The 24,299-nt window shown below is 40.5% G+C and carries 27 protein-coding genes and 1 other annotated feature; of the genes, 7 read left to right on the plus strand and 20 right to left on the minus strand.

The genetic code is table 11. The features are described 5' to 3' along the window. The first annotated feature begins 51 nt into the window (after positions 1–51). Positions 52–492 carry a large conductance mechanosensitive channel protein MscL gene (gene mscL / locus FFM68_RS07605; protein WP_137618780.1) on the plus strand — a complete coding sequence of 147 codons (441 nt, stop codon included), beginning with the start codon at positions 52–54 and terminating at the stop codon, positions 490–492. A gap of 28 nt (positions 493–520) precedes the next feature. Here mscL and FFM68_RS07610 read toward each other — a convergent pair whose 3' ends face one another. The 13 genes from FFM68_RS07610 to FFM68_RS07670 form a co-directional block, all read right to left on the minus strand. Next, positions 521–763, minus strand: coding sequence for a Veg family protein (locus FFM68_RS07610; protein ID WP_137608949.1), 243 nt, complete (start codon positions 761–763; stop codon positions 521–523). A gap of 110 nt (positions 764–873) precedes the next feature. Next, positions 874–1,431 carry a sigma-70 family RNA polymerase sigma factor gene (locus FFM68_RS07615; protein WP_137618781.1) on the minus strand — a complete coding sequence of 186 codons (558 nt, stop codon included), beginning with the start codon at positions 1,429–1,431 and terminating at the stop codon, positions 874–876. A 66-nt stretch (positions 1,432–1,497) separates the two neighbouring features. Further along, a complete protein-coding gene (locus tag FFM68_RS07620) occupies positions 1,498–2,025 on the minus strand; it encodes an NYN domain-containing protein (protein WP_137618782.1) in 528 nt (175 codons plus the stop codon). Next, positions 2,025–2,852 (minus strand): 23S rRNA (guanosine(2251)-2'-O)-methyltransferase RlmB, encoded by an 828-nt coding sequence (gene rlmB, locus FFM68_RS07625; RefSeq protein ID WP_137618889.1) that lies wholly within the window; start codon positions 2,850–2,852, stop codon positions 2,025–2,027. Before rlmB ends, FFM68_RS07620 begins: the two co-directional genes overlap by 1 nt. Then, positions 2,842–3,240, minus strand: coding sequence for a Mini-ribonuclease 3 (locus FFM68_RS07630; protein ID WP_137618783.1), 399 nt, complete (start codon positions 3,238–3,240; stop codon positions 2,842–2,844). Before FFM68_RS07630 ends, rlmB begins: the two co-directional genes overlap by 11 nt. Then, complete coding sequence (cysS, locus tag FFM68_RS07635) at positions 3,240–4,649, minus strand: cysteine--tRNA ligase (protein ID WP_137618784.1); 1,410 nt, start codon at positions 4,647–4,649, stop codon at positions 3,240–3,242. The genes FFM68_RS07630 and cysS overlap by 1 nt, the downstream gene beginning before the upstream one ends. Then, positions 4,642–5,175, minus strand: coding sequence for a serine O-acetyltransferase EpsC (gene epsC / locus FFM68_RS07640; RefSeq protein ID WP_137608955.1), 534 nt, complete (start codon positions 5,173–5,175; stop codon positions 4,642–4,644). The genes cysS and epsC overlap by 8 nt, the downstream gene beginning before the upstream one ends. 143 nt (positions 5,176–5,318) lie before the next feature. Beyond that, positions 5,319–5,516 (minus strand) — a binding site (T-box leader). Beyond that, a complete protein-coding gene (gene gltX, locus FFM68_RS07645) occupies positions 5,513–6,970 on the minus strand; it encodes a glutamate--tRNA ligase (RefSeq protein ID WP_137618785.1) in 1,458 nt (485 codons plus the stop codon). (Overlaps the previous feature by 4 nt.) A 97-nt stretch (positions 6,971–7,067) precedes the next feature. Beyond that, positions 7,068–8,222, minus strand: coding sequence for a PIN/TRAM domain-containing protein (locus FFM68_RS07650; protein ID WP_137618786.1), 1,155 nt, complete (start codon positions 8,220–8,222; stop codon positions 7,068–7,070). 73 nt (positions 8,223–8,295) lie between these two features. Further along, positions 8,296–9,666 (minus strand): DNA repair protein RadA, encoded by a 1,371-nt coding sequence (gene radA, locus FFM68_RS07655; protein ID WP_137618787.1) that lies wholly within the window; start codon positions 9,664–9,666, stop codon positions 8,296–8,298. A gap of 30 nt (positions 9,667–9,696) precedes the next feature. After that, positions 9,697–10,203 carry a dCTP deaminase/dUTPase family protein gene (locus FFM68_RS07660; protein WP_137618788.1) on the minus strand — a complete coding sequence of 169 codons (507 nt, stop codon included), beginning with the start codon at positions 10,201–10,203 and terminating at the stop codon, positions 9,697–9,699. A 242-nt stretch (positions 10,204–10,445) separates the two neighbouring features. Further along, positions 10,446–12,245: a glycerophosphoryl diester phosphodiesterase membrane domain-containing protein gene (locus FFM68_RS07665; protein ID WP_137618789.1), complete on the minus strand. Its 1,800-nt coding sequence runs from the start codon at positions 12,243–12,245 to the stop codon at positions 10,446–10,448. 76 nt (positions 12,246–12,321) lie between these two features. Continuing rightward, positions 12,322–13,278, minus strand: coding sequence for a cation diffusion facilitator family transporter (locus FFM68_RS07670; protein ID WP_137618790.1), 957 nt, complete (start codon positions 13,276–13,278; stop codon positions 12,322–12,324). Positions 13,279–13,521: 243 nt separating this feature from the next. On the opposite strand from FFM68_RS07670, the gene FFM68_RS07675 reads away from it, so the two are divergent. After that, on the plus strand, positions 13,522–13,737 hold the full coding sequence (locus FFM68_RS07675; protein WP_137618791.1) for a zinc ribbon domain-containing protein: 216 nt from the start codon (positions 13,522–13,524) through the stop codon (positions 13,735–13,737). Positions 13,738–13,905: 168 nt separating this feature from the next. Next, positions 13,906–14,190 (plus strand): hypothetical protein, encoded by a 285-nt coding sequence (locus FFM68_RS07680; RefSeq protein ID WP_137618792.1) that lies wholly within the window; start codon positions 13,906–13,908, stop codon positions 14,188–14,190. A 30-nt stretch (positions 14,191–14,220) separates the two neighbouring features. Here the strand turns inward: FFM68_RS07680 and FFM68_RS07685 are convergent, their stop codons facing one another. Next, entirely contained in the window at positions 14,221–15,762 is a 1,542-nt protein-coding gene (locus tag FFM68_RS07685) for a zinc ribbon domain-containing protein (protein ID WP_137618793.1), read from the minus strand. Between the two features lie 232 nt (positions 15,763–15,994). Next, the gene (locus tag FFM68_RS07690) at positions 15,995–16,762 is read right to left on the minus strand and encodes an SDR family NAD(P)-dependent oxidoreductase (protein ID WP_137618794.1); all 768 of its coding nucleotides are present in this window, start codon (positions 16,760–16,762) and stop codon (positions 15,995–15,997) included. A gap of 527 nt (positions 16,763–17,289) precedes the next feature. Between FFM68_RS07690 and FFM68_RS07695 the strand changes: the two genes are divergently transcribed. The 4 genes from FFM68_RS07695 (at position 17,290) to FFM68_RS07710 (ending at position 20,993) form a co-directional block, all read left to right on the plus strand. Next, entirely contained in the window at positions 17,290–18,237 is a 948-nt protein-coding gene (locus FFM68_RS07695; protein WP_137618795.1) for an ABC transporter permease, read from the plus strand. Beyond that, positions 18,234–19,202 (plus strand): iron chelate uptake ABC transporter family permease subunit, encoded by a 969-nt coding sequence (locus tag FFM68_RS07700; RefSeq protein WP_137618796.1) that lies wholly within the window; start codon positions 18,234–18,236, stop codon positions 19,200–19,202. The genes FFM68_RS07695 and FFM68_RS07700 overlap by 4 nt, the downstream gene beginning before the upstream one ends. Next, entirely contained in the window at positions 19,199–19,957 is a 759-nt protein-coding gene (locus FFM68_RS07705; RefSeq protein WP_137618797.1) for an iron ABC transporter ATP-binding protein, read from the plus strand. Before FFM68_RS07700 ends, FFM68_RS07705 begins: the two co-directional genes overlap by 4 nt. A 76-nt stretch (positions 19,958–20,033) precedes the next feature. Beyond that, positions 20,034–20,993 (plus strand): siderophore ABC transporter substrate-binding protein, encoded by a 960-nt coding sequence (locus FFM68_RS07710; protein WP_137618798.1) that lies wholly within the window; start codon positions 20,034–20,036, stop codon positions 20,991–20,993. A 56-nt stretch (positions 20,994–21,049) separates the two neighbouring features. Here the strand turns inward: FFM68_RS07710 and FFM68_RS07715 are convergent, their stop codons facing one another. The 5 genes from FFM68_RS07715 to FFM68_RS07735 all read right to left on the minus strand — a co-directional run bounded on the left by FFM68_RS07715 (position 21,050) and on the right by FFM68_RS07735 (position 24,230). Beyond that, positions 21,050–21,709 (minus strand): Crp/Fnr family transcriptional regulator, encoded by a 660-nt coding sequence (locus FFM68_RS07715; RefSeq protein ID WP_137618799.1) that lies wholly within the window; start codon positions 21,707–21,709, stop codon positions 21,050–21,052. A gap of 15 nt (positions 21,710–21,724) precedes the next feature. Continuing rightward, positions 21,725–22,258 (minus strand): ferritin-like domain-containing protein, encoded by a 534-nt coding sequence (locus FFM68_RS07720; RefSeq protein WP_137618800.1) that lies wholly within the window; start codon positions 22,256–22,258, stop codon positions 21,725–21,727. A 1-nt stretch (position 22,259) separates the two neighbouring features. Beyond that, positions 22,260–22,490 carry a heavy-metal-associated domain-containing protein gene (locus tag FFM68_RS07725; RefSeq protein ID WP_137618801.1) on the minus strand — a complete coding sequence of 77 codons (231 nt, stop codon included), beginning with the start codon at positions 22,488–22,490 and terminating at the stop codon, positions 22,260–22,262. A 181-nt stretch (positions 22,491–22,671) separates the two neighbouring features. Continuing rightward, on the minus strand, positions 22,672–24,000 hold the full coding sequence (locus FFM68_RS07730) for a DUF438 domain-containing protein (RefSeq protein ID WP_137618802.1): 1,329 nt from the start codon (positions 23,998–24,000) through the stop codon (positions 22,672–22,674). Then, on the minus strand, positions 24,000–24,230 hold the full coding sequence (locus tag FFM68_RS07735) for a DUF1858 domain-containing protein (protein WP_137618803.1): 231 nt from the start codon (positions 24,228–24,230) through the stop codon (positions 24,000–24,002). The genes FFM68_RS07730 and FFM68_RS07735 overlap by 1 nt, the downstream gene beginning before the upstream one ends. Positions 24,231–24,299 lie beyond the last annotated feature (69 nt).

Below are 24,299 nucleotides of genomic sequence, written 5' to 3' on the forward strand. Positions count from 1 at the left end.
AAATTTTTCTTCTTTCGCTATACTGAAAATAAGAAAGAGAGGAGTGACAAGATGTTTAAAGAATTTAAAGAGTTCTTGATGCGCGGCAACGTCATCGATCTTGCCGTTGGTGTAGTCATCGGGACTGCTTTTACCGCAATCGTAACGAATGTCGTCAATGGATTGATCACGCCGCTAGTTGGATTGATCGTTTCATTATTTACTAAAGGGAAAGATTTGAACGAGGCAATGTCTGTTTTAGACTGGACACCAGTCAAAGGTGTAACTTTTGCTTTTGGCGATGTTGTCAGCGCGTTGATCACCTTTGTTATCACTGGTTTTGTATTATTCTTGATCGTTAAAGCAGCGAATAAAGCCAGAGAAACTGCTGCTAAGAAAGAAGCCGTCGTTCCTGAAGTTCAAATTCCGACAGCCGAAGATTATTTAGCGGATATTCGCGATCTTTTAGTTGAACAAAAAAAAGCGGCGCAAGAAACACACGAGGACAAATAAAAACCATGGAGCAGCTGCTCCATGGTTTTTAAATTGCTTCTAGAAATTCGATTTCTACTGTGCGAGTCAATACATCGGAATAGCTGTATGAAACACGTTCGAAAGAATTTTCCTCTTGATCCAAATCAACTACAAATACGGAAGGGTATGTCTCAGTTAAGATTCCTTTGCGTTGAGTTTGACGCTTGCGCCCTGTTTGAGCTACGAGCATGATTGGCGCACCAATCCGATCTTCCAAATTTTTCTTGATAGACGCTAAAGTTGTTGGCATACAGTTCACCTCAATATACATTATAGCACAATTACAAAACTTTACAATGTTATCATAAGATAAAAAGATTTGCAAACTTTTGTCTATCCAATAAATTCGCACGATTTGCCTTATATTTTTGCGGTGCTTAGTTTTTTCTTCAATTTATTTTTTGCACGATTCAACGCATTATGGACCGCCTTTTCAGACTCACCCAATCGCAGCCCAATCGTCCAAGGCTCTTCCCCTTTTAAATAAAAGTACAGCGCACGTTTTTCTAAAGAGGAGAGTGTGAGCTCGCCACTTAGCAGCATCTCACTGATATAAATGCTTTCTTCCACACACTCATGATAGTGAAACTGCTCACTGAAAGTCTCCAAACCGACTTTTTCGATCGATACGGCTTGTTGCTGTGCCAATCGTTTTTGGGCTTGTTGACGGCGTAAAAGAGAGCGGATCCGATTTTCAAAAACCATCTTATAATACAGCCCAAATGTTGTTCCTTGTCCTTGACGGTAACTGCGCAACGCGTCGTTCAGCGCGATCCGCCCCTCTTGCAACCAATCATCTGCATCAAAATCACGAATCAAGTAACGCGACTGCATGCTGTAAACAATTGGCAAATACTGACTGAACATTTCCTCAAAAGCTATGCCATCGATTTCTTCCAAACGTGTTGTTTCTTTCATTTTCCACACTCCTCTCAACAAAAGCATACACGCTGAGAGGATGGTCAGGGGAAAATAATTAGCGATTTATTTTTTTCGGCTTAATTCGTCCAGTTTTTGCGACAATTTTTGTAATTGTTCATTATCCCATGGAGAATTGCGACGAAAATTTTGAAAATGCGTATCTTTAGTATCTCCAGCAATCAATGCTTCAGTTTGCTGAACCGTTTTGTACAATTCGCGGGCAGATGTTCGGAGTGCTCCTTGAGAAAAAATGGTCCATTGCTCCGCCAAGTCACTAGTTGCCACCGTTACTTGTGTCAATCGATCATTTAATTCACCAGCGATCCGTTCGATGTAACTATCAGCTGTCTCATCTTCCTTTGTAAAAACGACGGTCAGCTGATATTTTTTATAACTCTGCGTGATCCCCGGAACAAATTGTGCATCAAAGACAATAATTGTTTCTAATCCCTGATACTTAGCAAAGTTAGAAAGCCGAAATAGTAGTGCTTCCCGTGCCTCTTCTAATCGATCTTGATTTTTTAATGCGACTAATTCCGGCCAAGCACCGATCATATTATATCCGTCAACAATCAGTAACTGTTTTTTCATCACAGTTCACTTCGCTTTCGGAAAACTTCATACATCAATAAACCCGCAGCCACACCCGCGTTCAAACTTTGAACATGTCCAGTCATGGGAATCGTCAACATTTCATCGACTTCTTTTTTCAAGCCGGCACTCATGCCTTTTCCTTCATTGCCGATGATTAGAGCGATTGGTCCCGCCACTTTCCATTGACGATAATCAGTCCCTGCCATGTCCGTGCCGAAGATCCAGTAACCCGCTTCTTTTAATTGTTTGATACTTTGAGCTAAGTTTGTCACTCGTGCGATCGGTACATATTCTACTGCGCCCGTCGATGCCTTTGTCACAACTGGCGTGATCCCGACTGATCGATGTTTTGGAATGATGACACCCGATACACCGCTCGCATCTGCTGTTCGCAAAATCGAACCAAAATTATGAGGATCTTCTAAACTATCTAAAATAAGCAGAAAAGGCGCTTCTTCCGAAGAAGTTTTTGCTAATAGATCTTCTAGCGTTAAATATTCATAAGGTGTGATCCCTAAAACGACGCCTTGGTGAACACCGCCGTCACTTAAAGTGTCTAATTTTTGTTTTGGTACCCATTTCACTGGAACCGCTTGTTCTTTCGCTAATTTTTTTAACAGATCGATTTTGTCGCCGTGTGCGTCTTCTTGTAAAAACAATTTATTTCCGCGGCCCGCTTGCAACGCCTCAACGCTGGCATGATGACCAAAAGCAAAGTTGTTTTCTTCTGCTTCAGCTGCCTCAACAGGTTCATGCCGTTCTTTTGGGCGGGTATTTCTTTGCTTGCGTCGATCATTTTTTTGCCATTGTTTTTTATCCTTCACTTGCTTCACCTGCTTTCTCTAAACACCATGTAGTCAATTCTTCTAATCGTTCTTGCCGTTCTAATAAATGTAGATAACCCATCAATGCCTCAAATCCTGTCGACATTCGATATGTCATGATATCGGTATTTTTAGCAGAAGTATAACTTTTAGCATTCCGCCCGCGGCGATAGATCCCCTGCTCTTCTTCTGACAACATATTTTCATCCAACATTTTTTGGATCAGTGTCGCTTGGGCTTTAGCTGAAACATAATGCGTCGCTAAATGATGTAGTTTATTAGGCCGTGTCTGACCTTTGCGAACGAGATGATCTCGGACATACGTTTCATAAATCGCATCACCGACATAAGCCAGTGCCAATGCATTCAATTGTTTATAATCTGTCATTATGCTCGTCTCCAACGGACGCCTTGTGGGGTGTCCTCTAAAATAATTCCTTGCTCTTTCAATTGATCACGAATCTCATCACTACGAGCGAAATTTTTATCTTTCCGTGCCTGATTGCGTTCTTCGATCAATTGATCGATCTCTTCATCCAATAATCCCGCCGTTTGAAATTCGATTCCAAATACTGTCAGCATCTTTAAGAATTCATCCAGTGCAGTAGATAAAATCGCTGCAGAAACACGGGCTTGTTCGCTATAGTGATTCAACCATTTGGCAACTTCGTAAACGACTGTGATTCCATTAGCCGCATTGAAATCATCGTCCATCTCTTCGATGAAACGGTCTTTTAAGTGCTGTAATTCTGCTGCTTTTTCTGGATCATCAGGTAATTCTGCTTCAGCGGTCGCTTGACGGAAAGTCGCGTTTTCAAAAGCTGTCCGTAATTTTTGAAGATTTGCTTGTGCATCTTTCATCGTCGCCTGACTGTAGCGAATCGGACGGCGATATTGAGTCGTCGCCATGAAGAAACGCAACACTTGCGGATCAATTTCTTTGACTAGATCATGGACCGTCACAAAGTTGCCTAGCGATTTGCTCATCTTTGCGTCGTCGTCACCAATCGTTACATAACCGTTATGCATCCAATAATTAGCAAAACGTTGACCGGTCTTCGCTTCACTTTGTGCGATCTCATTTTCATGATGAGGAAACTCTAAATCTTGACCGCCGCCATGGATATCGATCGTGTTACCTAAATGTTTCGTCGCCATCACAGAACATTCAATGTGCCAGCCTGGACGTCCTTCGCCCCAAGGAGATTCCCAATGGATCTCATCTGGTTTGGCACTTTTCCATAAAGCAAAGTCTAGCGGATCTTCTTTAATTGCTTGTTCAGCGCCTGTCCGTTGGCTTGCACCAATTTCTAATTCATCGATTGATTGATCACTCAACTCACCATAATGCTCAAATTTACGCGTCCGATAATAGACGTCGCCTTTTGCTTCATACGCAAAGCCTTTTTCAATCAAAACTTCGATGAAGGCAATAATATCTGGAATATGATTGATCACTCGTGGGTGCAAAGTCGCAGGTTTTACATTCAATGCCGCCGTATCTTCTTCAAAGGCAGCGATAAAACGATCCGCTACTTCAGGCGCAGTGATCGATAATTCTTTGGCAGCTTTGATGATCTTGTCATCTACATCGGTAAAATTCGATACATAATTCACTTCATATCCCCGATACTCAAAGTAGCGGCGAATAACATCAAAAGCGATTGTGCTACGGGCATTGCCGATATGGATATAGTTATAAACCGTCGGTCCGCAGATGTACATTCGGACTTTATTCTCTTCAATTGGTTTAAATAGTTCTTTTTCTCGCGTCAACGTATTGTGTATTTTAATCATGTTGAACCTTCTTTCCTTTTATTCTGACTACTTTTGCTGGTACTCCTACAGCAGTCGTCTCAGCTGGTACATTTTTTAAAACTACGGCTCCAGCACCGATCTTGGCTTTTTCACCAATTTCGACGGGACCTAAAATTTGTACATTAGCAGAAATAAATGCGCCTTGCCGTACCGTGGGATGGCGTTTCCCCGTATCTTTTCCTGTTCCGCCCAATGTCACACCATGGAACAAAACCACATCGCGTTCAATTTCCGCCGTTTCGCCGATCACTACACCCATGCCGTGGTCGATAAAAACGCCCGGAGCGATCTTAGCACCCGGATGAATCTCGATCCCCGTCAAACAACGCCAAATCTGTGAGTGGATCCGTGCCAATAAAAAACGCCGATGTCGATAAAGAAAATGCGAAAATTTATGAAAAAATAATGCATGGACTCCCGGATATGTAAGAACTACTTCTAAGCCTGACTTGACTGCCGGATCATTTTTTTTCGCAGCCGTGATCGCTTCTTGCCACCAATTCATTCACTTCAACTCCTTCACCTTCATTTTTTTAACTGTTGTCAGCTCTTCAAACGCTGACTTTGACAACTGTTTTTTTGCGACATTTTTATGTATGCTTGTTCATCAGACTTTTACTAGAAAAAAAAAGCGTCTTTTGAGTTTCCTCAAAAGACGCTTTTACGTGGTCCCACTTTTGTTTGCAGTTATGCCTTGAAACAGGTAACGTCTGTGAACCGTTCCCAGCTACATATCGCTGAAACCACTCCGAGATGCATTTCGTAAACGTTGATTCAACTGCTCTCACCATCCGCAGTCTCTCTGAAAAATCGCCGCTTGCTACTTCTTCTCTTCATCATGTTTAGATTACTTGATTTAAATGTGCTAAGGCTTTTTCTTTGCCTAATAATTCAACTGTTTCTGGTAATTCTGGTCCGTGCACCATGCCGCTGACCGCTACACGAATCGGCATCCAAAGATTTTTACCTTTTATGCCTGTCTCTTTTTGAACTGCTTTGATCGCTGCCAAAACACTTGCCGCGTCCACTGTCTCCAACGCTTCTAATTGTGCTTTAAAAGCATTTAGTACGGTTGAAACATCCTCGCCAGCTAAAACTTCTTTCGCTTCATCTGCTAAATCAAGTTGCTCTTGGAAAAACAAACTAGAAACTTCAGTGATTTCTGCTGTATAACTCATTTGCGGTTGATACAAGCTGACTACTCGTTTCACCCAAGCTTTGCGTTCAGGTGTCGGATTTTCTTCGACTTTACCAGCCTTGATTAAATAAGGCAAGCATAATTCCGTCAATTTATCCAAGTCCAGTGCTTTGATGTAATGGTTGTTCACCCATTCCAATTTCTTCTGATCAAAAGCAGCGGGTGACTTGCTCAAACGTTCCGTATCAAAAATCTTGATCAATTCATCTTGCGAGAAGATTTCCTCTTCCCCCACTGGCGACCAGCCAAGCAAAGCAATAAAATTAAACATCGCTTCTGGTAAATAACCTAATTCACGATATTGTTCGATGAATTGTAAAATACTTTCGTCCCGTTTGCTTAATTTTTTACCAGTTTCGGTATTGATGATCAGCGTCATGTGCCCAAAGATCGGACGCGGCCAGCCAAATGCATCATAAATCATTAATTGTTTCGGTGTATTAGCGATATGATCGTCGCCTCGCAGAACATGCGTGATCTTCATCAAATGATCATCTACTGCCACTGCAAAGTTGTAAGTCGGCATTCCATCACGTTTTTGGATGATGTAGTCGCCGCCGATATTATCAGATTCAAAACTGATCTCACCTTTGACCATGTCGTCAAAAGCAAAGCTAGTATTGCGAGGAACACGGAAGCGAATAACTGATTCCAATCCTTGTGCTTCTTTTTCTGCTTGTTCTTCTGGTGTTAAGTTTGCACATTTCCCTGAGTAGTGGGGCATCTCACCACGCGCACGTTGCGCTTCACGTTCAGCTTCCAACTCTTCAGATGTACAGTAGCATTTGTAGGCTAAGTTGCTGGCTAGTAATTGATCAACTAACGGTTGATAGATTTCACGCCGTTCGGATTGACGATAAGGACCGTACTCGCCAGGATTTTCTGGTGATTCATCCCAGTCAATTCCCAACCATGCTAAATTTTCTAACTGGCTTTTCTCGCCGCCTTCAATATTTCTTTTTAAATCGGTGTCCTCGATTCGAATAATGAAATCTCCATCATTGTGGCGAGCAAATAAATAATTGAACAAAGCTGTTCGGGCATTTCCGATGTGTAAGTGTCCGGTTGGACTTGGTGCGTAGCGCACACGAATTTTCGACATATATTAGTTCCTCTTTCCCGCTTATTTAGCAAATCAAAATCATTTACTACTCAACCCAAATTGTACAATCAATCGACTGTTTAGTAAAGCTGCACCGCTATTTTGCTGCTTTTTCTTGCGTGTAATCCAATTTTTTGTCCGGCGATTCATCTTTGATATTTCGGCTTGAATGCGCTGGTTTAGCAAAAATCATTCGACCGGCAGCCGTTTGCAAGGCACTCGTCACGACAACTTCGATATGTTCATTCATATAATGTTGACCATCTTCTACGACTACCATCGTACCATCATCTAAATAAGCGACCCCTTGTTGTCGCTCAGTTCCTGCTTTTACAACTAAAACATTCATGTTCTCGCCTGGAATCACGACTGGTTTTACAGCATTTGCCAACGCATTGATATTCAATACGGCAACATTTTGGAACTCTGAAACTTTATTTAAATTGTAATCATTCGTCACAATGACGCCGTCTAATAGCTTAGCTAATTTGATCAACTTGCTATCAACTTCGCTGATGTCTTCAAAATCACCATCATACATCTCAACGACGATTCCTTCTTCTTTTTGCAATGCGTTCAAGATATCTAACCCGCGACGGCCTCGGACACGCTTCAAACTGTCGCCGGAATCAGCAATATATTGCAATTCATACAAAACAAAATTAGGAATCATCAAGACACCTTCTAAAAAACCGGTCTTCGCAATATCGTAGATTCGACCATCGATAATGACACTTGTATCTAAAATTTTATATTTGTGAAAATGATCATCGGCTTTGCGTTCAAGCACTTCACCTTCATTTGTTTCCGCTTTTTTATTGCGGCTGCTGAAAAATTTCTTCAATTCATCGATCCGCGTCGTTCCCATCCGAAAGCCCAAATAACCTAACAGCAGCATAATCAAAATCGGCAGCGCGTTATTGATAAACGGAATCGGAATCTGATAAAGCGGAGTTGTTCCGATCAAGCCCAAAGTCAATCCTAAGATCGCACCGACTACTCCAAATAAGATATAAGTCAAGCTGAATTCATTTAATTGTTTTTCAATTCTTTTCACACCAATCGAGATTGGTTCTACGATCGCCAAAGAAATAATATAAAAAATAATTGCACCGATTAGGCCATCCGTAAGTGAATTATTCAGCCATATGTTGTCTGCATAGCCAATTGCTGTCCACGCTGCTGGTAAGAAAGTAATTCCTAAACTGATTCCAACCAGTAACACGATTACTGTCAACACACGTTTTTGCATGCCATCCCTCCTAAATTCTATCAAACTATTTTTTTATAGGCGTGCCAGAAATTAACTCTGGCACTGCCATTTATTAACGAAATACTTTTCTCAATGTTTCTGCTAACGTTGCCACCGGGATCAATTCAATCCCTTTTGGCGGTGTCCAATCGCCCATGTTGTTCTTGGGCAGATAAATTTTCTTAAAACCTAACTTGCTCGCTTCTTTGACCCGTTGTTCGATACTGTTGACTCGCCGGATCTCACCAGTCAAACCAATTTCACCAATAAAACATTCGGTCGCATCCGTACCATTTTCTTTGTAACTGGAAGCAATCGCCACCGCAACAGCCAAATCGATTGCTGGTTCATTCAATTTCACGCCGCCGGCAGCTTTTAAATACGCATCTTGATTTTGCAGCAACAAGCCCGCGCGTTTTTCCAAAACCGCCATGATCAATGAGACACGATTGAAATCAAGCCCCGTCGTCGTTCGTTTGGCATTACCAAAAACAGTCGGTGTCACTAGCGCTTGCACCTCGACTAAGATCGGCCGGCTGCCTTCCATCGCTACCACGATCGCCGAACCGGTCGCACCCTCTAACCGTTCTTCTAAAAAAACTTGCGAAGGGTTCGCAACTTCGACTAACCCGCCTTCCCGCATCTCGAAAATTCCGATTTCATTGGTCGAGCCGAAGCGATTTTTTACTGCTCGTAAAATTCGAAAGCTGTGATGTTTTTCGCCTTCAAAATATAAAACAGTATCGACCATGTGCTCCAACATTCGCGGTCCTGCGATGTTTCCTTCTTTTGTTACATGGCCTACGATAAAAATTGCAATGCCATTCGTTTTTGCCAGCTTTAACAACTCTGCAGTAGTCTCACGAACTTGACTGACTGAACCCGCCACACTGGAAATATCTGGTTGGGTCATCGTTTGAATCGAGTCGATGATTACATAATCTGGTTTGAGGTTTTCAATCGTCCGGCTAATCTCGCCCATGTCCGTTTCCGCATACAAATAAAAATCCGTATCACTTGAACCTAAACGTTCCGCTCGTAATTTTATTTGCTGTGCACTCTCTTCACCGGAAACATACAAAACGTTGCCGCCAGTTGCCGCTAATTGATGAGATACTTGCAACAGCAAAGTCGATTTCCCGATACCGGGATCGCCACCGATCAGTACCAATGAACCTGGAACCACACCACCGCCTAAAACACGATTCAATTCGACTAATTCTGTTTGAACCCGCGTTTCTTTTTTAAAAACGACATCTTTCAGTTTCGTAGGCTGCGCGCGTTCTCCCGTCAGACTGACCCGATTGCGCCGATCGTCGGTATTTTGTTCCACTTCTTCCACCATTGTATTCCAATTGCCGCAGTTAGGACATCGGCCTAAATACTTAGGCGAAACATACCCGCATTCTTGGCAGATAAATTGGGTCTTGGATTTTTTTGCCAAAATATTCGCCTCACTTGTTTGCTTAAATTTTTATTGATTGTCTGAAGAACCGAATCCCCCGGTTCGTTCAACGGTCGCTTCATCATTATCCGCTTTTAGAAACGGTAAGAAGATGCCTTGCCCGATTCGTTCACCTTTTTTGATTTGAACATCGGCCAAACCAAAATTTGAAAATTGGAACATGATATGTCCTTCATTATCAGGATTATCATAATAGTCACTATCAATCACGCCCACACCATTGCTTAATGCCAAAAAACGTTTCAGCGGATTACTCGAACGATTGGCTAATTGTAAATATTCATCCTGATTCATGTATGCCTTAATACCAGTAGGAACTAAGACTGGTTTGACAACTTTTTCGGCAACAGCCGAACCTTTGACAAAATGTTGGATGATCTGTTTCCAAACCGCTGGGATCACGATATCTTCTGCGGCTTCAAAATCATACCCTGCCGCGTTTTTTGTTGCGCGTTTTGGTAAATTGATTGCCTGATCCTGATACGCTGCGATTACTTCAAAACCTCGTTTTCTCATTGTAAACTCCTTTTTATAAAGAATTGATTTTCTAAAAAAAACAATTCTATTTTCAACTAGGAAACTCTCATACTTCTTGAATCACTCTTCAACTCAACCAATTCATTTCGTGCTGAAAACTGCGAAAAGTGAGACAGATTCCTATTGTGAAATCTATTGTTATTCTACCATAGAGCAGGCAGCACTTCGAAAATCTTTTACGAAAACTCTATGGAAATTTAATGAATTTTTTTCGCTTTATTTTATTGTTCGCTGATTCGTTCATCCAACGAAGGCAAACGATTGATATAGATATCGAGCCGCTTCGCATAGGAAGGATTTTCCTTATATATTTCGATTTGTTTTTGCAACGTTTTCAGATCATCCGTCACGATACCATTGACATTCAATGAGACCATTCGATCCATCGAATCTACATCATTGACCGTCCAAGCATAAACATCTTTTCCTGCTTGATGCGCCTGTTGAACAAAATCTCCTGTCAATGTGGTTTCTTCCATTGTATACGCGTCAGCCGACGTTTGTGGAAACACCAAATTGTACGGCAAAACATAACTAACATACAATTTAGGCGCTTTTTGTTTCAACTCGGTCACTACGTCATAGTCTAAAGAATGGATCCGATGCTGATGAGTCAAAATAGTTTGTTGGTACTTTTTGATGAAGCGATCTATCATCTGCTTAGAGTCAGCAGAAGTTGTTTTGATTTCAATCAATAACTTTTGCTGGTGCTCATTAGCAAAAGCTAAATAATCATCAAAACTTGCGATCGGAGCTATGTGGCCATTTTCAACGGCTTGAAGACTTTGCAATTCGCTTAAAGTCAGATCATGCGTCGTTTTGTCCTTGCCAGTCAAATTTTTTAGATTTTCATCATGAAACACAACAAATTGATGGTCTTTGGTTTCTTGTACATCCATCTCAATATAATCTGGTTTTTCTTTGATTGTAGCTGCCATCGCCGGAATCGTATTTTGAACACCATTTCCATTATCAACACCGCGATGAGAGATCGTTAAGGGAATGGAATCTTTTAATCCCGCTAAATAAAGGACATTGTTAAACAACTGCGAGCCGCCGAAAAAGATGCACAAAATAATCGCCGCGATTCGCGTCCACAAACTAGGTCGGATCATCTGCAAAGGACGTTCCCCACTAATCACTAGAGGATAAAATTTTTGAACTAAGATACTAAAGTATAAAACAGTCGCCCAAGCCAACATCAGCTGACTGAAAAATTGGATACTCGTCAACGTGATCATCGCACCGACTGCTGGAAACGGCTGCGGCAACAAATCTATAATAGCTTGCACGATAAAACTTACGCCGTAACCTGCATAAGAGACTAGCGTTAAAAACATCGTTAAAATAAAGATCCGCCAACCATAATGCCAAAAACGCTGATGAGTCAGCGCCAAGCTTTTAGCGACTGCTTGTCTTGGTGCTTGATCTGAAAAAATCATCAGCGGCAGCACGAACAACAGACGAATCCCGATATAAGTGACGACGAATGAAGCAATCAGCAAAAGTGAAAGGATCAATAGATTCTCACTCAAATGTTCCAAAACGAAAACAGGAATCGTCACTTTGCTCAACAATGGTGTCCGAAAAATAGCATTGGCAAATGGCAAGATCAATAAAAAGTAAAATAGAAAGAAAAAGAATGTTCCCGGACGCAAGTGCCGCATGTGATACAGCGATTGTTTCAACAACTCCCACAACGAACGATCTTCTTTTGTTTGGATACTTTTAATCCCGAATAACTGAAAAGTAAATTGCAAAAAAATCAGAGTCAAAACTAACGCTAAAAGCAGTAGCAAAGCCACTAAAACCGCCGGATGTTGCGTTAAAATCGTTAGTATATTTGTATTTGACACATAAGGGATGTTCCCTTGCTGTAAAATAAAGGCGATCAAAAATTGAACGCAAGGAATAACGATCATTTCTAAAGCGATATTCGTTCCAACGATCAGAAGAATGTAACTCCCCCAATGGCGTAAAAACTCTCGTGAATAAGTAAAGAAAAAGCGTAATGAAGACATCTCTTGCCCCTCCTTTCAAATAATTAATGCAGATTCCGACAAGGCGCAAAGAATGTTAAAAAATCGGGCACAAAAATTATGTGCCCGATGGATTCTGACGTTTTCGATCATAGTCAGGATCAAACTCGTCGGTCTCAATATAAATATACGCTTTTTTGTCAGGTAAAGCTCGACGGATTACCTGTTCAATCTGATTCACGACATCATAACTGACCCCTTCATACGCGTCTGCAATGTCGATCTTGGCCGCGATCATAACCTCAGTTGGCCCTAAATGAACAGTTTTGATATCAATCACTTTTTTTACTTCAGCGCGTTTGAAAGCATTCCGAATTTTTTCCAGATCATTTTTAGAAACACTTTCACCGATAATTAGACTATAAAATTCTCGTGCCAAAAAGATAGAAGCAAATAATAGCATCAATCCGATCAATAACCCGCTCAGCGCATCAAATACCGGATTTCCCGTTGCCATCGTCAACAGCGTTCCGACCACTGCTAAGACTAAACCAATCACCGCACAAAAATCTTCCGTAAAAATAATCAAGATCTCGCTGTGACGACTCTCGTGCAAAAACTTTAAGAGCGGTAATTTTTCTGTATTCAACTCGTGAATTTCTTTCACGGCTACTCGCAAAGAACTGCCTTCAACTAAGATTCCGAAAATCAAAATTCCTAATACGATCAAAGGATTTGTGACTTCATGGCTGGGATGAAATAGTTTTTCCAGTGCTTCCCAGATTCCTAACGCGCCCCCACCAAAAAATAGCATTGTCGCTACGATCGTACTGAAAAAATACTTTGCTCGTCCTTCACCAAACTGATGCAGCTCACTTTGTCCCCGAGCTGCTCGGCGATTGCCAAACAATAATAAAATTTGATTGCTACAATCGACAACACTGTGGATACTTTCATTCATCATTGCAGCACTGCCGCTAAGCATGTAGCCGATAAATTTGCTAACAGCCACTAGCACATTAGCTAGCAATGCCGCCAAGACTGCCATCGACCCTTGCGTTTTTCCTTCTTCCATCTAGTTCACTCACTTCCTAATTCATTTCTATTATAAATCAGAAAGTAAAAATCATAAAAGCAAAACCTCTAGTTTGTCCCATGATTTAACAAGTAAAAACTTCGAACTGCTAGTCTAAATCATGCCATTTCAATGATGAATCCGCACTCAGCCACCCATTTGTCTCTAAGAATACTCCTAAAGACGGAGGAAGATCTGCATAAATTTGCTATAATCAACTCATCAAAGAGGAGTGTGGAGAAGATGGAACGGAAACAATATGTTTGTGATAAGTGTGGCGGACAAGAATACACTTCCGATCAGTTCCAAGCAACTGGCGGAAATTTTGCAAAAATGTTCGACGTCCAAAACAAAAAATTTACTACCATCAGCTGTAATCGCTGTGGTTATACAGAGCTTTATCGCAATGCGACTTCCGACGGCTGGAATGTCCTTGACTTCCTGATGGGCGGAAACTAAACACGCCATAATCGATCAGTTGCCAAAATATTTTTTCGGAGTGGAGAAATCCACTCCATTTTTTTATCCAGCGTTATAATTTATAGAAGTTTCTTTTAAAAATAGGCAGAAAAATAATGATGAAAGAGGTATACTACAAATTGAACATGTAAGAAGGAGAAAAATACGATGGATTCAATTATTTGTATCGTTTTAGGTATGCTGTTCGCGAATGGTATTCCACATTTTATCAAAGGAATTACCGCTGAAAGATGGGATGTTCCTTGGAAAAAAGCCGCTTCTGCTCCCACAAATGTATTATGGGGCACCACGAATTGGTTGATTGTCGTGATCCTCGATGCCCTCTTCAAACCAGACATAAATAGTTTCGATGCCGCATGCTTTTTAATTGGTATGGGTATTACTGGTTATTATCTCGCCTTGCATTGGTCAGAGAAGAAAAATAAAGATTAAAAAATGGATGCCGTACTTGGCATCCATTTTTTAATTTCCATTATCCACGGTCTCAAAGTTTTCTACACCGCCAAGATTGTCGATCTGAAACTTGTCTTCGTCCTCGTTATAATGGAGCGTGGCTTTTTTGTAACGGAAGACTTGGTTCACATCAGCGGTGTCATCAAGATAGATTGTGTCGTAATAAATCAAATATTGCACGGTATAGGTATCTTTTCCTGTCATACTGAAGGTTTCTACTTCGGCTTCGGCGTCGACTCGTGATTTATTTTTACTCGTCCGAATATCGTTGATAAATTTCTCAAAATCTTTTTCCTCTGTATTGTTCAGTCCGTTAACGAAATGCTCGGCTAATTCGCTTTTTTCTGATGCACCAAAATCGCTGTACGTTGAAGTGTATGAAGCTACATCACTATATAAACTATCCAAGTAGTTCTGAACATCGGCTTTTGATTGAACATCGGCAAAATCTAAATTGATTTCTGAAGTGTAGCTGTCTTCATTGTACTCATCAGCCAAATATTCGTTGTCGCCAATTTGATACGAATCACTTTTCAGCTGATCATTTGCCGCAGTAAAGGATAGCTGAACATCCAATCCTTGATGCCAAACGACATCTTTGATCTCTGCTTGTCCATTGCTGATCGTTCCGACTTCTTTCCCATTCAGTAAAACTTTTGCCCCATCGATATTCGAAGTGACCTTGAAAGAGATCTTGTGCAAATTGATTGTAAGATGACTATCGGTCTCGAAGTCAGAATTATGATAGCGAACCAAATTTTGAGTAGAGACCGCTTTTTCGCCGGCTAAATCTCCTTCAACTTGGTAACTTCCCGGTGTCAGCGGTCCAAAAGTCGTTTGGTAATCATGACCTTTAGAAGTGGCCAACTTTTTATTGTCCAACGCTAGTCGCATATCTGCTTGATCTGTCGCAACCGTCAAATAAACAGGCTGAATCACTAACTGATAACGAGGAAACAAGCCAAAAAATTTTCCTTTTTCCTGAATCGAAAAATCTGCTAACTGGCTCGGATCATTTTTCAGATCGTTCAAAAAGCTAGCAAAATCTTTCTTATGCGCGTCTTCTTGATAATAACTGACAAATTTTTTGAGCGCGGTCGCCGATACGTTGTAGTTTGGATCTTCTGAAGTAGTGATCTCTGCGATCTTATCTGGATCTTGTGTTTTAAAAGTCGCTGCAAAACGGCTCAACTGTTGCGGGTAACTATAATAATGATGACCAACTATCAAACTGCCCACTAATAATATAAAAACGGCCAATCCCACACCCAATCCAGTTTTTTGTTTCTTTGATAACGACCGTTTCACAGAAGCCGTTGGTCTGATCACTTTTTTTAATCCATGCCCGCAGTTGGGACAAAACGCAACATTCGTTGGCACCGTTTTTCCGCAATTAGGACAAACTTGTTCATCGCCCGATTTCTTTGCCGGCAACTCCTCTTGTAAAATTTTTGTTTCTTTAGAATCTTCCCCTTCAAACACCTGTCCGCATTCTTCACAAAAACGAGCACCTGCCAGATTTTCGTGACCACACTTAGGACAATTTTTCATTTATCTCACCCTGTTCTTTTAACCTTGATTTCAACTACTTAATAATACAAGAATTATTTATTAATTGTAGCAAATATCCCGGTAAAAAAGGAATTTTTTTATAAAATAGCTAATGCTGTGATAAAAGCGGCTAGCTTTGATAATTTTCGACTTGTTTTAAAAAAACATTGCTCACTTATTGGGAAAAAGGACGTGTGACAAAGTTTTTGTCACACGTCCTTCTAAATTTGCTTTAAACAATCGACATACCACCATCAACAACGATAAATTGCCCATTCGTATAACTTGATGCTTCACTTGAGAAATAAAGAATTGTTCCATTCAGTTCTTTGTGTTTTCCCGGACGGCTCATTGGATTCAATTTCTGATATAGATTTAAGAAATCAGCTGATTTGAATAAAGTATCTGAGGTCATCTCGGATTCAAATAGACCAGGCCCAATAGCGTTAGTAGTAATATTATATTTTCCATAACTAGCCGCCATGCCTTTGGTCACCCCTAAGACTGCGGCTTTGCTGGCATTATACGAGTGGCGAATAAATAGGTCTTCTTTATCCGCCATGATTGCATTGATCGAAGCGATGTTGACGATTCTACCATAATTATTAGCGATCATATGTTTCACTACATATTTGCTGACTAAAAAAATTCCTTTCACATTGACATCCATCGACTTATCAAAGTCTTCCACTGATAAAGAGTCTACTCCGCCGCGCACGGCAATCCCTGCGTTGTTCAATAAAATATCCAGCTGACCAAAATAATCATATGCTTGTTGGATCCCGGCTTTGACATTGGCTTCATCGGTTACATCCATTTTGATGGCTAACACATCGCGTCCCATTTTTTTGATTTCTGCTGCTACTTCTTCTAATCGTTCCAAGCGTCTCGCTAATAAAACTAAATTTGCTCCCGCTTCTGCATAGGCGATTGCCGCATCGCGACCTAACCCGCTGCTTGCACCGGTTACCACTGCTACTTTTCCATTCAAATCAAACATTGAACATTCCTCCGCTTCATGATAACGCATTCACAACCGTTTTGTTAACGGTACCTAAAATGATGTAGGTCTGTCAATAGCTGTTGCCAAAAACAGTCTTTAAAAAAGAATTCTTTAAATTCCATGGCTAGAAGTATGTCTGATAAAACAGACTAATTTTTGCTTGTACCGGTTCTTACTGATTGGATTTTTTTCAAGGACGCTTCTCATAACAATGAAAAAATTTAATCGCAATACGCTTTCTTACAGCCGTTAAGAATAATAATAAATAACACTTAGATCTAATCAAGGAAAAACCTTTTACCTCCTTATTTGTCACTTAATTTATTTTTCTCTACCATTCATTTAAAACAAAATCGCTAGCTATTCTCTTTCATTTATTCTACTGAATAGTTCATCGGAACCTCATCTGTTATGAAAAGAAGATTCCTTTTTGCTAAAAACAACTTGCATTTGTTTTGTTTTTCCCCTAAACTTTATAATTAAAGAGAATGAGAATCATTATCATTTATGAAAGAGGTGAGTGATTGAGACGAAGCCGAATTTTTTTTGCATTAATTTTGTTAAGCGCTCTCTCGATTTTTATTGGGGTAAAAGATTTGATGCTGCAAGCGTTACTTCAAGGTGACTCTCAGCAATGGCTGATTCTTTTGACCACGCGGATTCCTCGAACTGTTAGTTTGATTTTAGCTGGAGCAACGATGAGTGTTTGTGGATTGATCATGCAGCACCTGACTCAAAATAAATTTGTTTCACCGACAACTGCTGGGACAATGGACAGCGCGCGCTTAGGAATTTTGATCGTGATGCTTTTTTTACCCAATGCTTCTACTACCGTTCGAACTTTTGCAGCGTTTATCTTCGCCTTTTTCGGAACGATGATCTTTTTAGCATTGAGTCGTTTGCTTCCAACAAAAGATCCCATCTTTCTACCGCTGTTAGGTGTGATGTTCGGTAACATCGTTGGGTCAGTCGCTACGTTTTTTGCCTATCAGTTTCAATTGATTCAAAATATGTCCTCGTGGCTGCAAGGAAATTTTTCGTTAGTGGCTAAAGGCAGCTATGAATTGCTTTATCTGACGATCCCGCTATTTTTTATTATTTATGTATTTGCTTATTTCTTCACAATCGTTGGTTTGGGTGAAGATTTAGCGGTTAATTTAGGGATCAATTATCCTTTGATCCAACTTTTTGGGATTGGGCTAGTTGCCGCTGCCAGCGGATTAGTCTTGATCATGGTCGGGACTGTTCCTTTTTTAGGGGTGATCGTGCCAAATATCGTCTCGCTGATTTACGGCGATCATGTAAAACAAAATTTATTGATCACTGCATTATGCGGCAGCCTCTTTCTGATGTTTTGCGATATTCTTTCACGTATAGTCATTGCGCCTTATGAAATTCCCGTCAGCTTGACCGTAGGCATTTTAGGCAGTCTAATCTTTATTTATTTGTTGGTAAGGAGGCGGCACGCATGAACACTTTTCGACCAAAAAAATTGCTGCTATTGCTTAGCCTCTTCATTCTTGCGGTACTCTTATGTGGATTTTATTTAACTTATAATACTTATGGAAATTTTCAATTTGCATGGATGCTGCGCGGAAAAAAAATTGCTGCTTTTCTATTGGTCGCTTTGGCAACGGGAATGGCTACGGTTAGTTTTCAAACGATGACCCAAAATCAATTTTTGACACCCAATATTCTTGGTCTAGACTCCTTGTACGTTTTGATCCAAACGCTGCTGTTTTTCAGCGTGGGCGGTGTCAATATGTTGGTCCAAAAACAAACGGCGACTTTTTTGATCAGTATTTTATTGATGGCACTCGTGAGTTTATTACTCGCGAAACTATTATTGAAACGCCAGCAAAATGATTTATTTATCTTGTTGATGCTAGGCATGATTTTAGGAACTTTATTCAGCAGTACGAGTAATTTCTTGCAAGTGATGATGGATCCGAATGAATATGATCTGCTACAAGGTCGACTTTTTGCCAGCTTCAGTAATATCAATACCGTCCATCTGAACTGGGCGGCTGGGATCATTTTGCTGGGATCACTTGTTTTATTTGCAGCAAATCATTATTTGGATGTTTTGCATTTAGGTAGTGACCAAGCGACCAATTTAGGGATTTCCCTCAATAAATTTCAGATTTTGTTATTGTTTTTGATCAGTCTTTTGACTGGGACCGCGACTGCTTTAGTTGGACCGATCACCTTTTTAGGTTTCATCGTCGCGAATATCAGTTACCAATTGATGCCGACGTATCGTCACCGTTATCTATTTCCCACCGCGATTTTACTCGGAATCATTTTTTTAGTTGGTAGCCAATTTTTAGTTGAACAAGTTTTTCAATTAAAAACGACAGTCAGCGTCGTTACGCAATTCATCGGCGGACTGTATTTTATCTGGAAAATTATTTATGAGCGGAGGAGACAAAAATGATCGATATCAACGACGTGTCAAAAAATTATGGAACAAAAAAAGTGATCTCCGAGATCTGCTTACCGATCAAAGAAGGTCAGCTGACTGCTTTTATCGGACCTAACGGCGCTGGAAAAAGCACCCTGCTTTCAATGATCAGCCGATTGATCACGATCGACGCGGGACAAATTTACCTCGATCATAATGAAGTGAAAGCTTGGCGCTCCAATGAATTATCAAAAAAATTATCGATCTTAAAACAAAGCAACGGCGTCAATTTGCGGATCACTGTCCGTGAATTGGTCAGTTTTGGCCGCTTCCCATATTCAAAAGGTCGCTTATCGGCTGAAGATCGAACTTGGATCGATTATGCTTTAGAAAAACTAGGATTAAATGAAATGGCAGATGCGATGATCGACACTTTATCTGGTGGGCAGCTGCAACGGGCATACATCGCCATGATCTTGGCACAAGATACAGATTATATTTTACTGGATGAGCCGCTGAATAACTTAGATATGAATCATGCGGTCCATCTTATGCAGACTTTGCGGCGTTTAGTAGCAGAGGATCATAAGACCATACTGCTGGTCATTCATGATATTAATTTTGCGGCCAGTTATGCCGATGAGATCGTTGCGATGAAAGCCGGTCAAATTTTTGCCCATGGAACGACCGATGAAATGATCCAACCGCAGATTTTGAATGCACTATACGAAATGGATATCAAGATTTGCGAACTAGACGGCAAACGTTTTTGCATGTATTTCAACTAAAAAATGATAACTAGTCATTATTTGGGAACTCGTTTTATAAAAACAATACATCATACAGAAACTAGGAGGAAACAAAATGAAAAAATATATCGTTGGATTGTCGATTGCCCTACTGAGTCTAGGATTGGCGGGCTGCGGTTCGACCAATAGCGCTGAGACGGATAGTTCGGCCAATACAACTAACAGCACAAGTACAGAAAAAACCATCGAAGTAACTGATTCTAATGGCAAAGTGACCGTTCCAAAAAATCCGGAAAAAGTCGTCGTTTTCGATAACGGCTCGCTAGATACTTTGGATGCTTTGGGGGTCGGCGGTAAAGTCGTAGCGGCAGCAACTGATAATTTGCCAACTTATTTAAAAGATTATAAAAAAGTGGAATCGGCCGGCGGGATCAAAGAACCTGATTTAGAAAAAATCAATCAGATAAAACCCGATTTGATTATTATTTCTGGTCGGCAAAGTGATTTTCTAGAGCAATTAAAAGCGATCGCACCAACGATGTATTTAGCTGTGGATACTTCTGATACTTGGAATTCGATTAAACAAAACGTTTTGACACTAGGACAAATCTTTGACAAAGAAAAAATGGCTGAAAAACAATTATCTGCACTAGAAGCAGACATCAAAGAAACAAAAACTAAAGCAGAAGAAGGCCAAGATAAAGCTTTGACAGTTTTGATCAATGAAGGCCAACTCTCTACTTATGGAAAAGATTCCCGTTTTGGAATCATTTATGATACGTTTGGTTTTACAGAAGCAGATGATACGATCAAAGCCTCTACTCACGGACAAAGTGTCGCTTATGAATATGTCTTAGACAAAAACCCAGAAATCATCTTTGTCGTGGATCGAACAAAAGCGATCGGCGGCGATACTAGCGACAACAATGTTGCGGACAATGAATTGGTTGCTCAAACAACTGCTGGTAAAAATAATAAAGTCATTACATTGCAGCCCGACGTTTGGTATTTAAGCGGCGGTGGACTAGAATCTGCTAAAATGATGCTAGAAGACGTCAATCAAGCATTTGAATAATCGCAAAAAAAAGGTTGTGACAAAAATTGTCACAACCTTTTTTGCTGATTGAAAAACTATAGATCTTCTAATCCATCTCGATCTAACAAAGTGATGGTTCGTCTCTTACGACTGATCAACTGTTTGCTTTCTAACAGTTTTAGTTTTCTCGACAATGTCTCTGGTGTCGTTCCTAAAAACAAAGCCAACTCTTTCATTTTCATCGGCAAGACTAATTCGTTAGATTCCGCTACTTTTGCCAAATCAAGTAAATATGTCGCTAAACGTTCCTCGACTTTTTCCATCATCAGAAACTGGGTCTGCTGTTCTGTCTTCACCATCTTTGTCGCGTTGATTTCTAATAGTTTTAGACTTAACTGCGGATATTTCAATAACAAGTTAGAAAAATCTTGCTGTCTTAAAATACAAACTTCGGTAGGTTCTAACGCTTCGCCGAACAGCGCATCGTTTTGCACGCCAAATAATTGGTTTTCCCCTTCATATTCACCCGGCTCTACTACCCGTAAAACTTGTTCTTTTCCATTGGAAGAAAGCTGGTACACTTTCATATTTCCACGAGCAACGATGACCAGCTGTTTCTCGCCGTCAGGTGTGAAGATCTGCTCACCTTTATCTACCATCCGATGTTTGACCAGCGCGTGGATCTTTTTTTGATCTGCTACCTCCAGATGATTGAATAATGGTACTAAAGAAACGCATAGGTGTTCTTGACTCATGGAAATCCTCCTCAATTAATCGTCTTCGTCCTCTTCAAGCTCGGTTACGTCATTTCCTAAGTAACGTTGCCAAACTAAGACTTGATGTTTGATCCAAGCATACAATGTTTTTAGAAATTCAGCTAACCCAAATTTCCCTTCTTTTTCGGCCAACACGATTCCGCGAGTGATAAACAAGTTTTGTGTAGCTAAATCTGCCACGATCTCATTAAGGATCGTTTCGGCATCTTCATATTTCAACTTGCCGCTGTCTTTGATCATGGCATACTCTGTAAACTCAGCCAAAGTCGTTGGGATCAGTTCCCCTTCATCTAACACCTTCTGACTCAATTCGTCAAATAACTGATCTTCTTCAGCGATCATAGCTGCTAGCTTAGGTTCTGCAAACCCCCGGACAGATCCTTTCAAATAATAATCAGCTTGTCGTAATTTGACTCTGTGAACAAATAAATTGGACAAAATATGGCTGATCATCGCGCCAGCTGTCGGGGTGTGGTGATCTTGATCGCTTTTGATTTTTTCTGCTTGATACTTTTCTTCAATCGTCATCTTATGCCAACTCCTTTACTTTGATTCCTTCTACTTCATAACCTAAATTCTCGATCACTTGTTTTAAGGCTTCTGGACTAGTCTTATCTGGTTCAATATCCGCTTTGACCTTGCTGGCATTGAACAAAACTTTGACTTTATCGACACCTGATTGTTGACCCACCGCATTTTCGATTTTTTGCATACATGATGGACACGTTAATGTTCCTAATTGGATAATTACTTTTTGCATGACTGTTTCCTCCTCGTTCATTTGATACTCTTATTCTAACGGTTCTTTGGGTTTAACAAATTGACCTCTATCAAGTTTTGCTTGTTTTATTTGACCATTATCGAAAAATCCGCGGATACTTTAAACTAATTGTTTCGAATCAAAAAAAGAGTTCCCGTTGTGACGAGAACTCTACTGATTTTTATTCTGTTTTTCCATCCAACAAACGATTTTGGCCTTTGATTGCTTGGATCTCAGTGATATCTTGCGTTGCTTCTAAACAACCAAGATACTCGCCTTGTTCATTTTTTAATGCAAAGTAGCGGATATAGACTTTCTTACCGCGGATATCGATCCAAAAATCGGCTTCTGAGCGAGCACCCGAACGAAAATCATCTAAAATCTGCTGAACGATATGCATACTTTTTGGCGGATGACAATTCACAACTTCACGTCCGACAACAGATTTTGTCCGTGGAAAGACACGATTTTTGCCTTCTGAGAAAAAGCGAACGCGGTCGTCTTTATCTACAAAAGTCAAATCAACTGGCAATACTTGGAACATCGCAATCATTTCTTCCAACTTCATAGTTCCAGTCGGTAAAACGATTGTTTCTGCTGACGTTTCATTTTCCCAATCATAATGCTCTTCAAGCACGGCTTCCTCAGCTTCAGCAAGACCTGCCGCGATTCCTTCAGTTGTTTCTTTTGCTTGTTGAATCGCCAGCTGGCGGGCTGGTTCGCGTTCTTGCTCTTTTTCTAATGCGGATTTGCTGGCTTTCCATGGAAGCGGTTCTGGAATGAAAGCAAAACCGATATCAAAGCTGTCTTCGGCGATTTTTTCCCAATCCTTCAAACTAAAAACATCAAGTGTCATGGGTGCCATGATTTCTTCTTCTTTAAAAATCATCTCTTCAATTTCATTTTTAGCTTCTTCCCATTTTTCAGCTAGCGGGTTATAAGCAACTTTTTCTGAAGCGACTAATTGGATTAATGCTTTGACTTGGTCACGAACATCATCGTCCACTCCCCACATAACTTTAGGCGGCGCTGTGATTCCATATTTTTCCATGTAAGAAAAAATCAGTGTTTCTTTGCGAGCATAGTGTTTATCGATCTGCATCAGATCTCCTAATGCACGTAGCAAGCGATCTTTTTGCGACCAATCCCCTGCTTTGATCTTTACTAACAGACCATCGATTTCATCTGTCAATAAAGATTGCAAGACTTGATTTTCTAATTTCAGTGTATGGATCGGGTGTCCTGGCTGTTCGTGTTCTAAATTGGAACGATGGATTTCATTGATCGATCCTTTGAAGACTGCCGCATGGATGTTGCATAATTTTTGAATTTCTTGCGGATTCAAGCCACCTTGGATCAGCGCCTTTTCGGCTGCAGTAATCTCAGTGACATCCACCCCTTCAAATTCTTGGTTGAATAAGTCTTTAGCTTCTTCAAATGAACCGCCTTTGTGTAGCAGCGACAAGATCTCTACGATTCTTTCTTGGCGCTGTTCTCTTGTTCGTTCCATTAAACCACTCCCTTCACTGTAAAGCCATTTGCTTCAAATGTTTCGATGATTTGTTCCATCGGGATATGTTTCATTTTTGCTCCTTTAGGGATCGTCACATAGCGGCCTGCCGTTTGCAACATTCCCGGTTTTGCAATCGCGTCAAAACCTAATTTATACATTAAATCCTTAACTTCAGGATAAAGCGTGACCAATTCGAATAAAGATTTAGATAAGTCTAATTCCTTCATATACGGCTCTCCTTTACATGCTGTTTATTCATTATACGCATAACCTAAATATTTCACAGCACTTGTTGA

Source organism: Enterococcus xiangfangensis (assembly GCF_005405365.1).
GTDB lineage: Bacteria > Bacillota > Bacilli > Lactobacillales > Enterococcaceae > Enterococcus_A > Enterococcus_A xiangfangensis.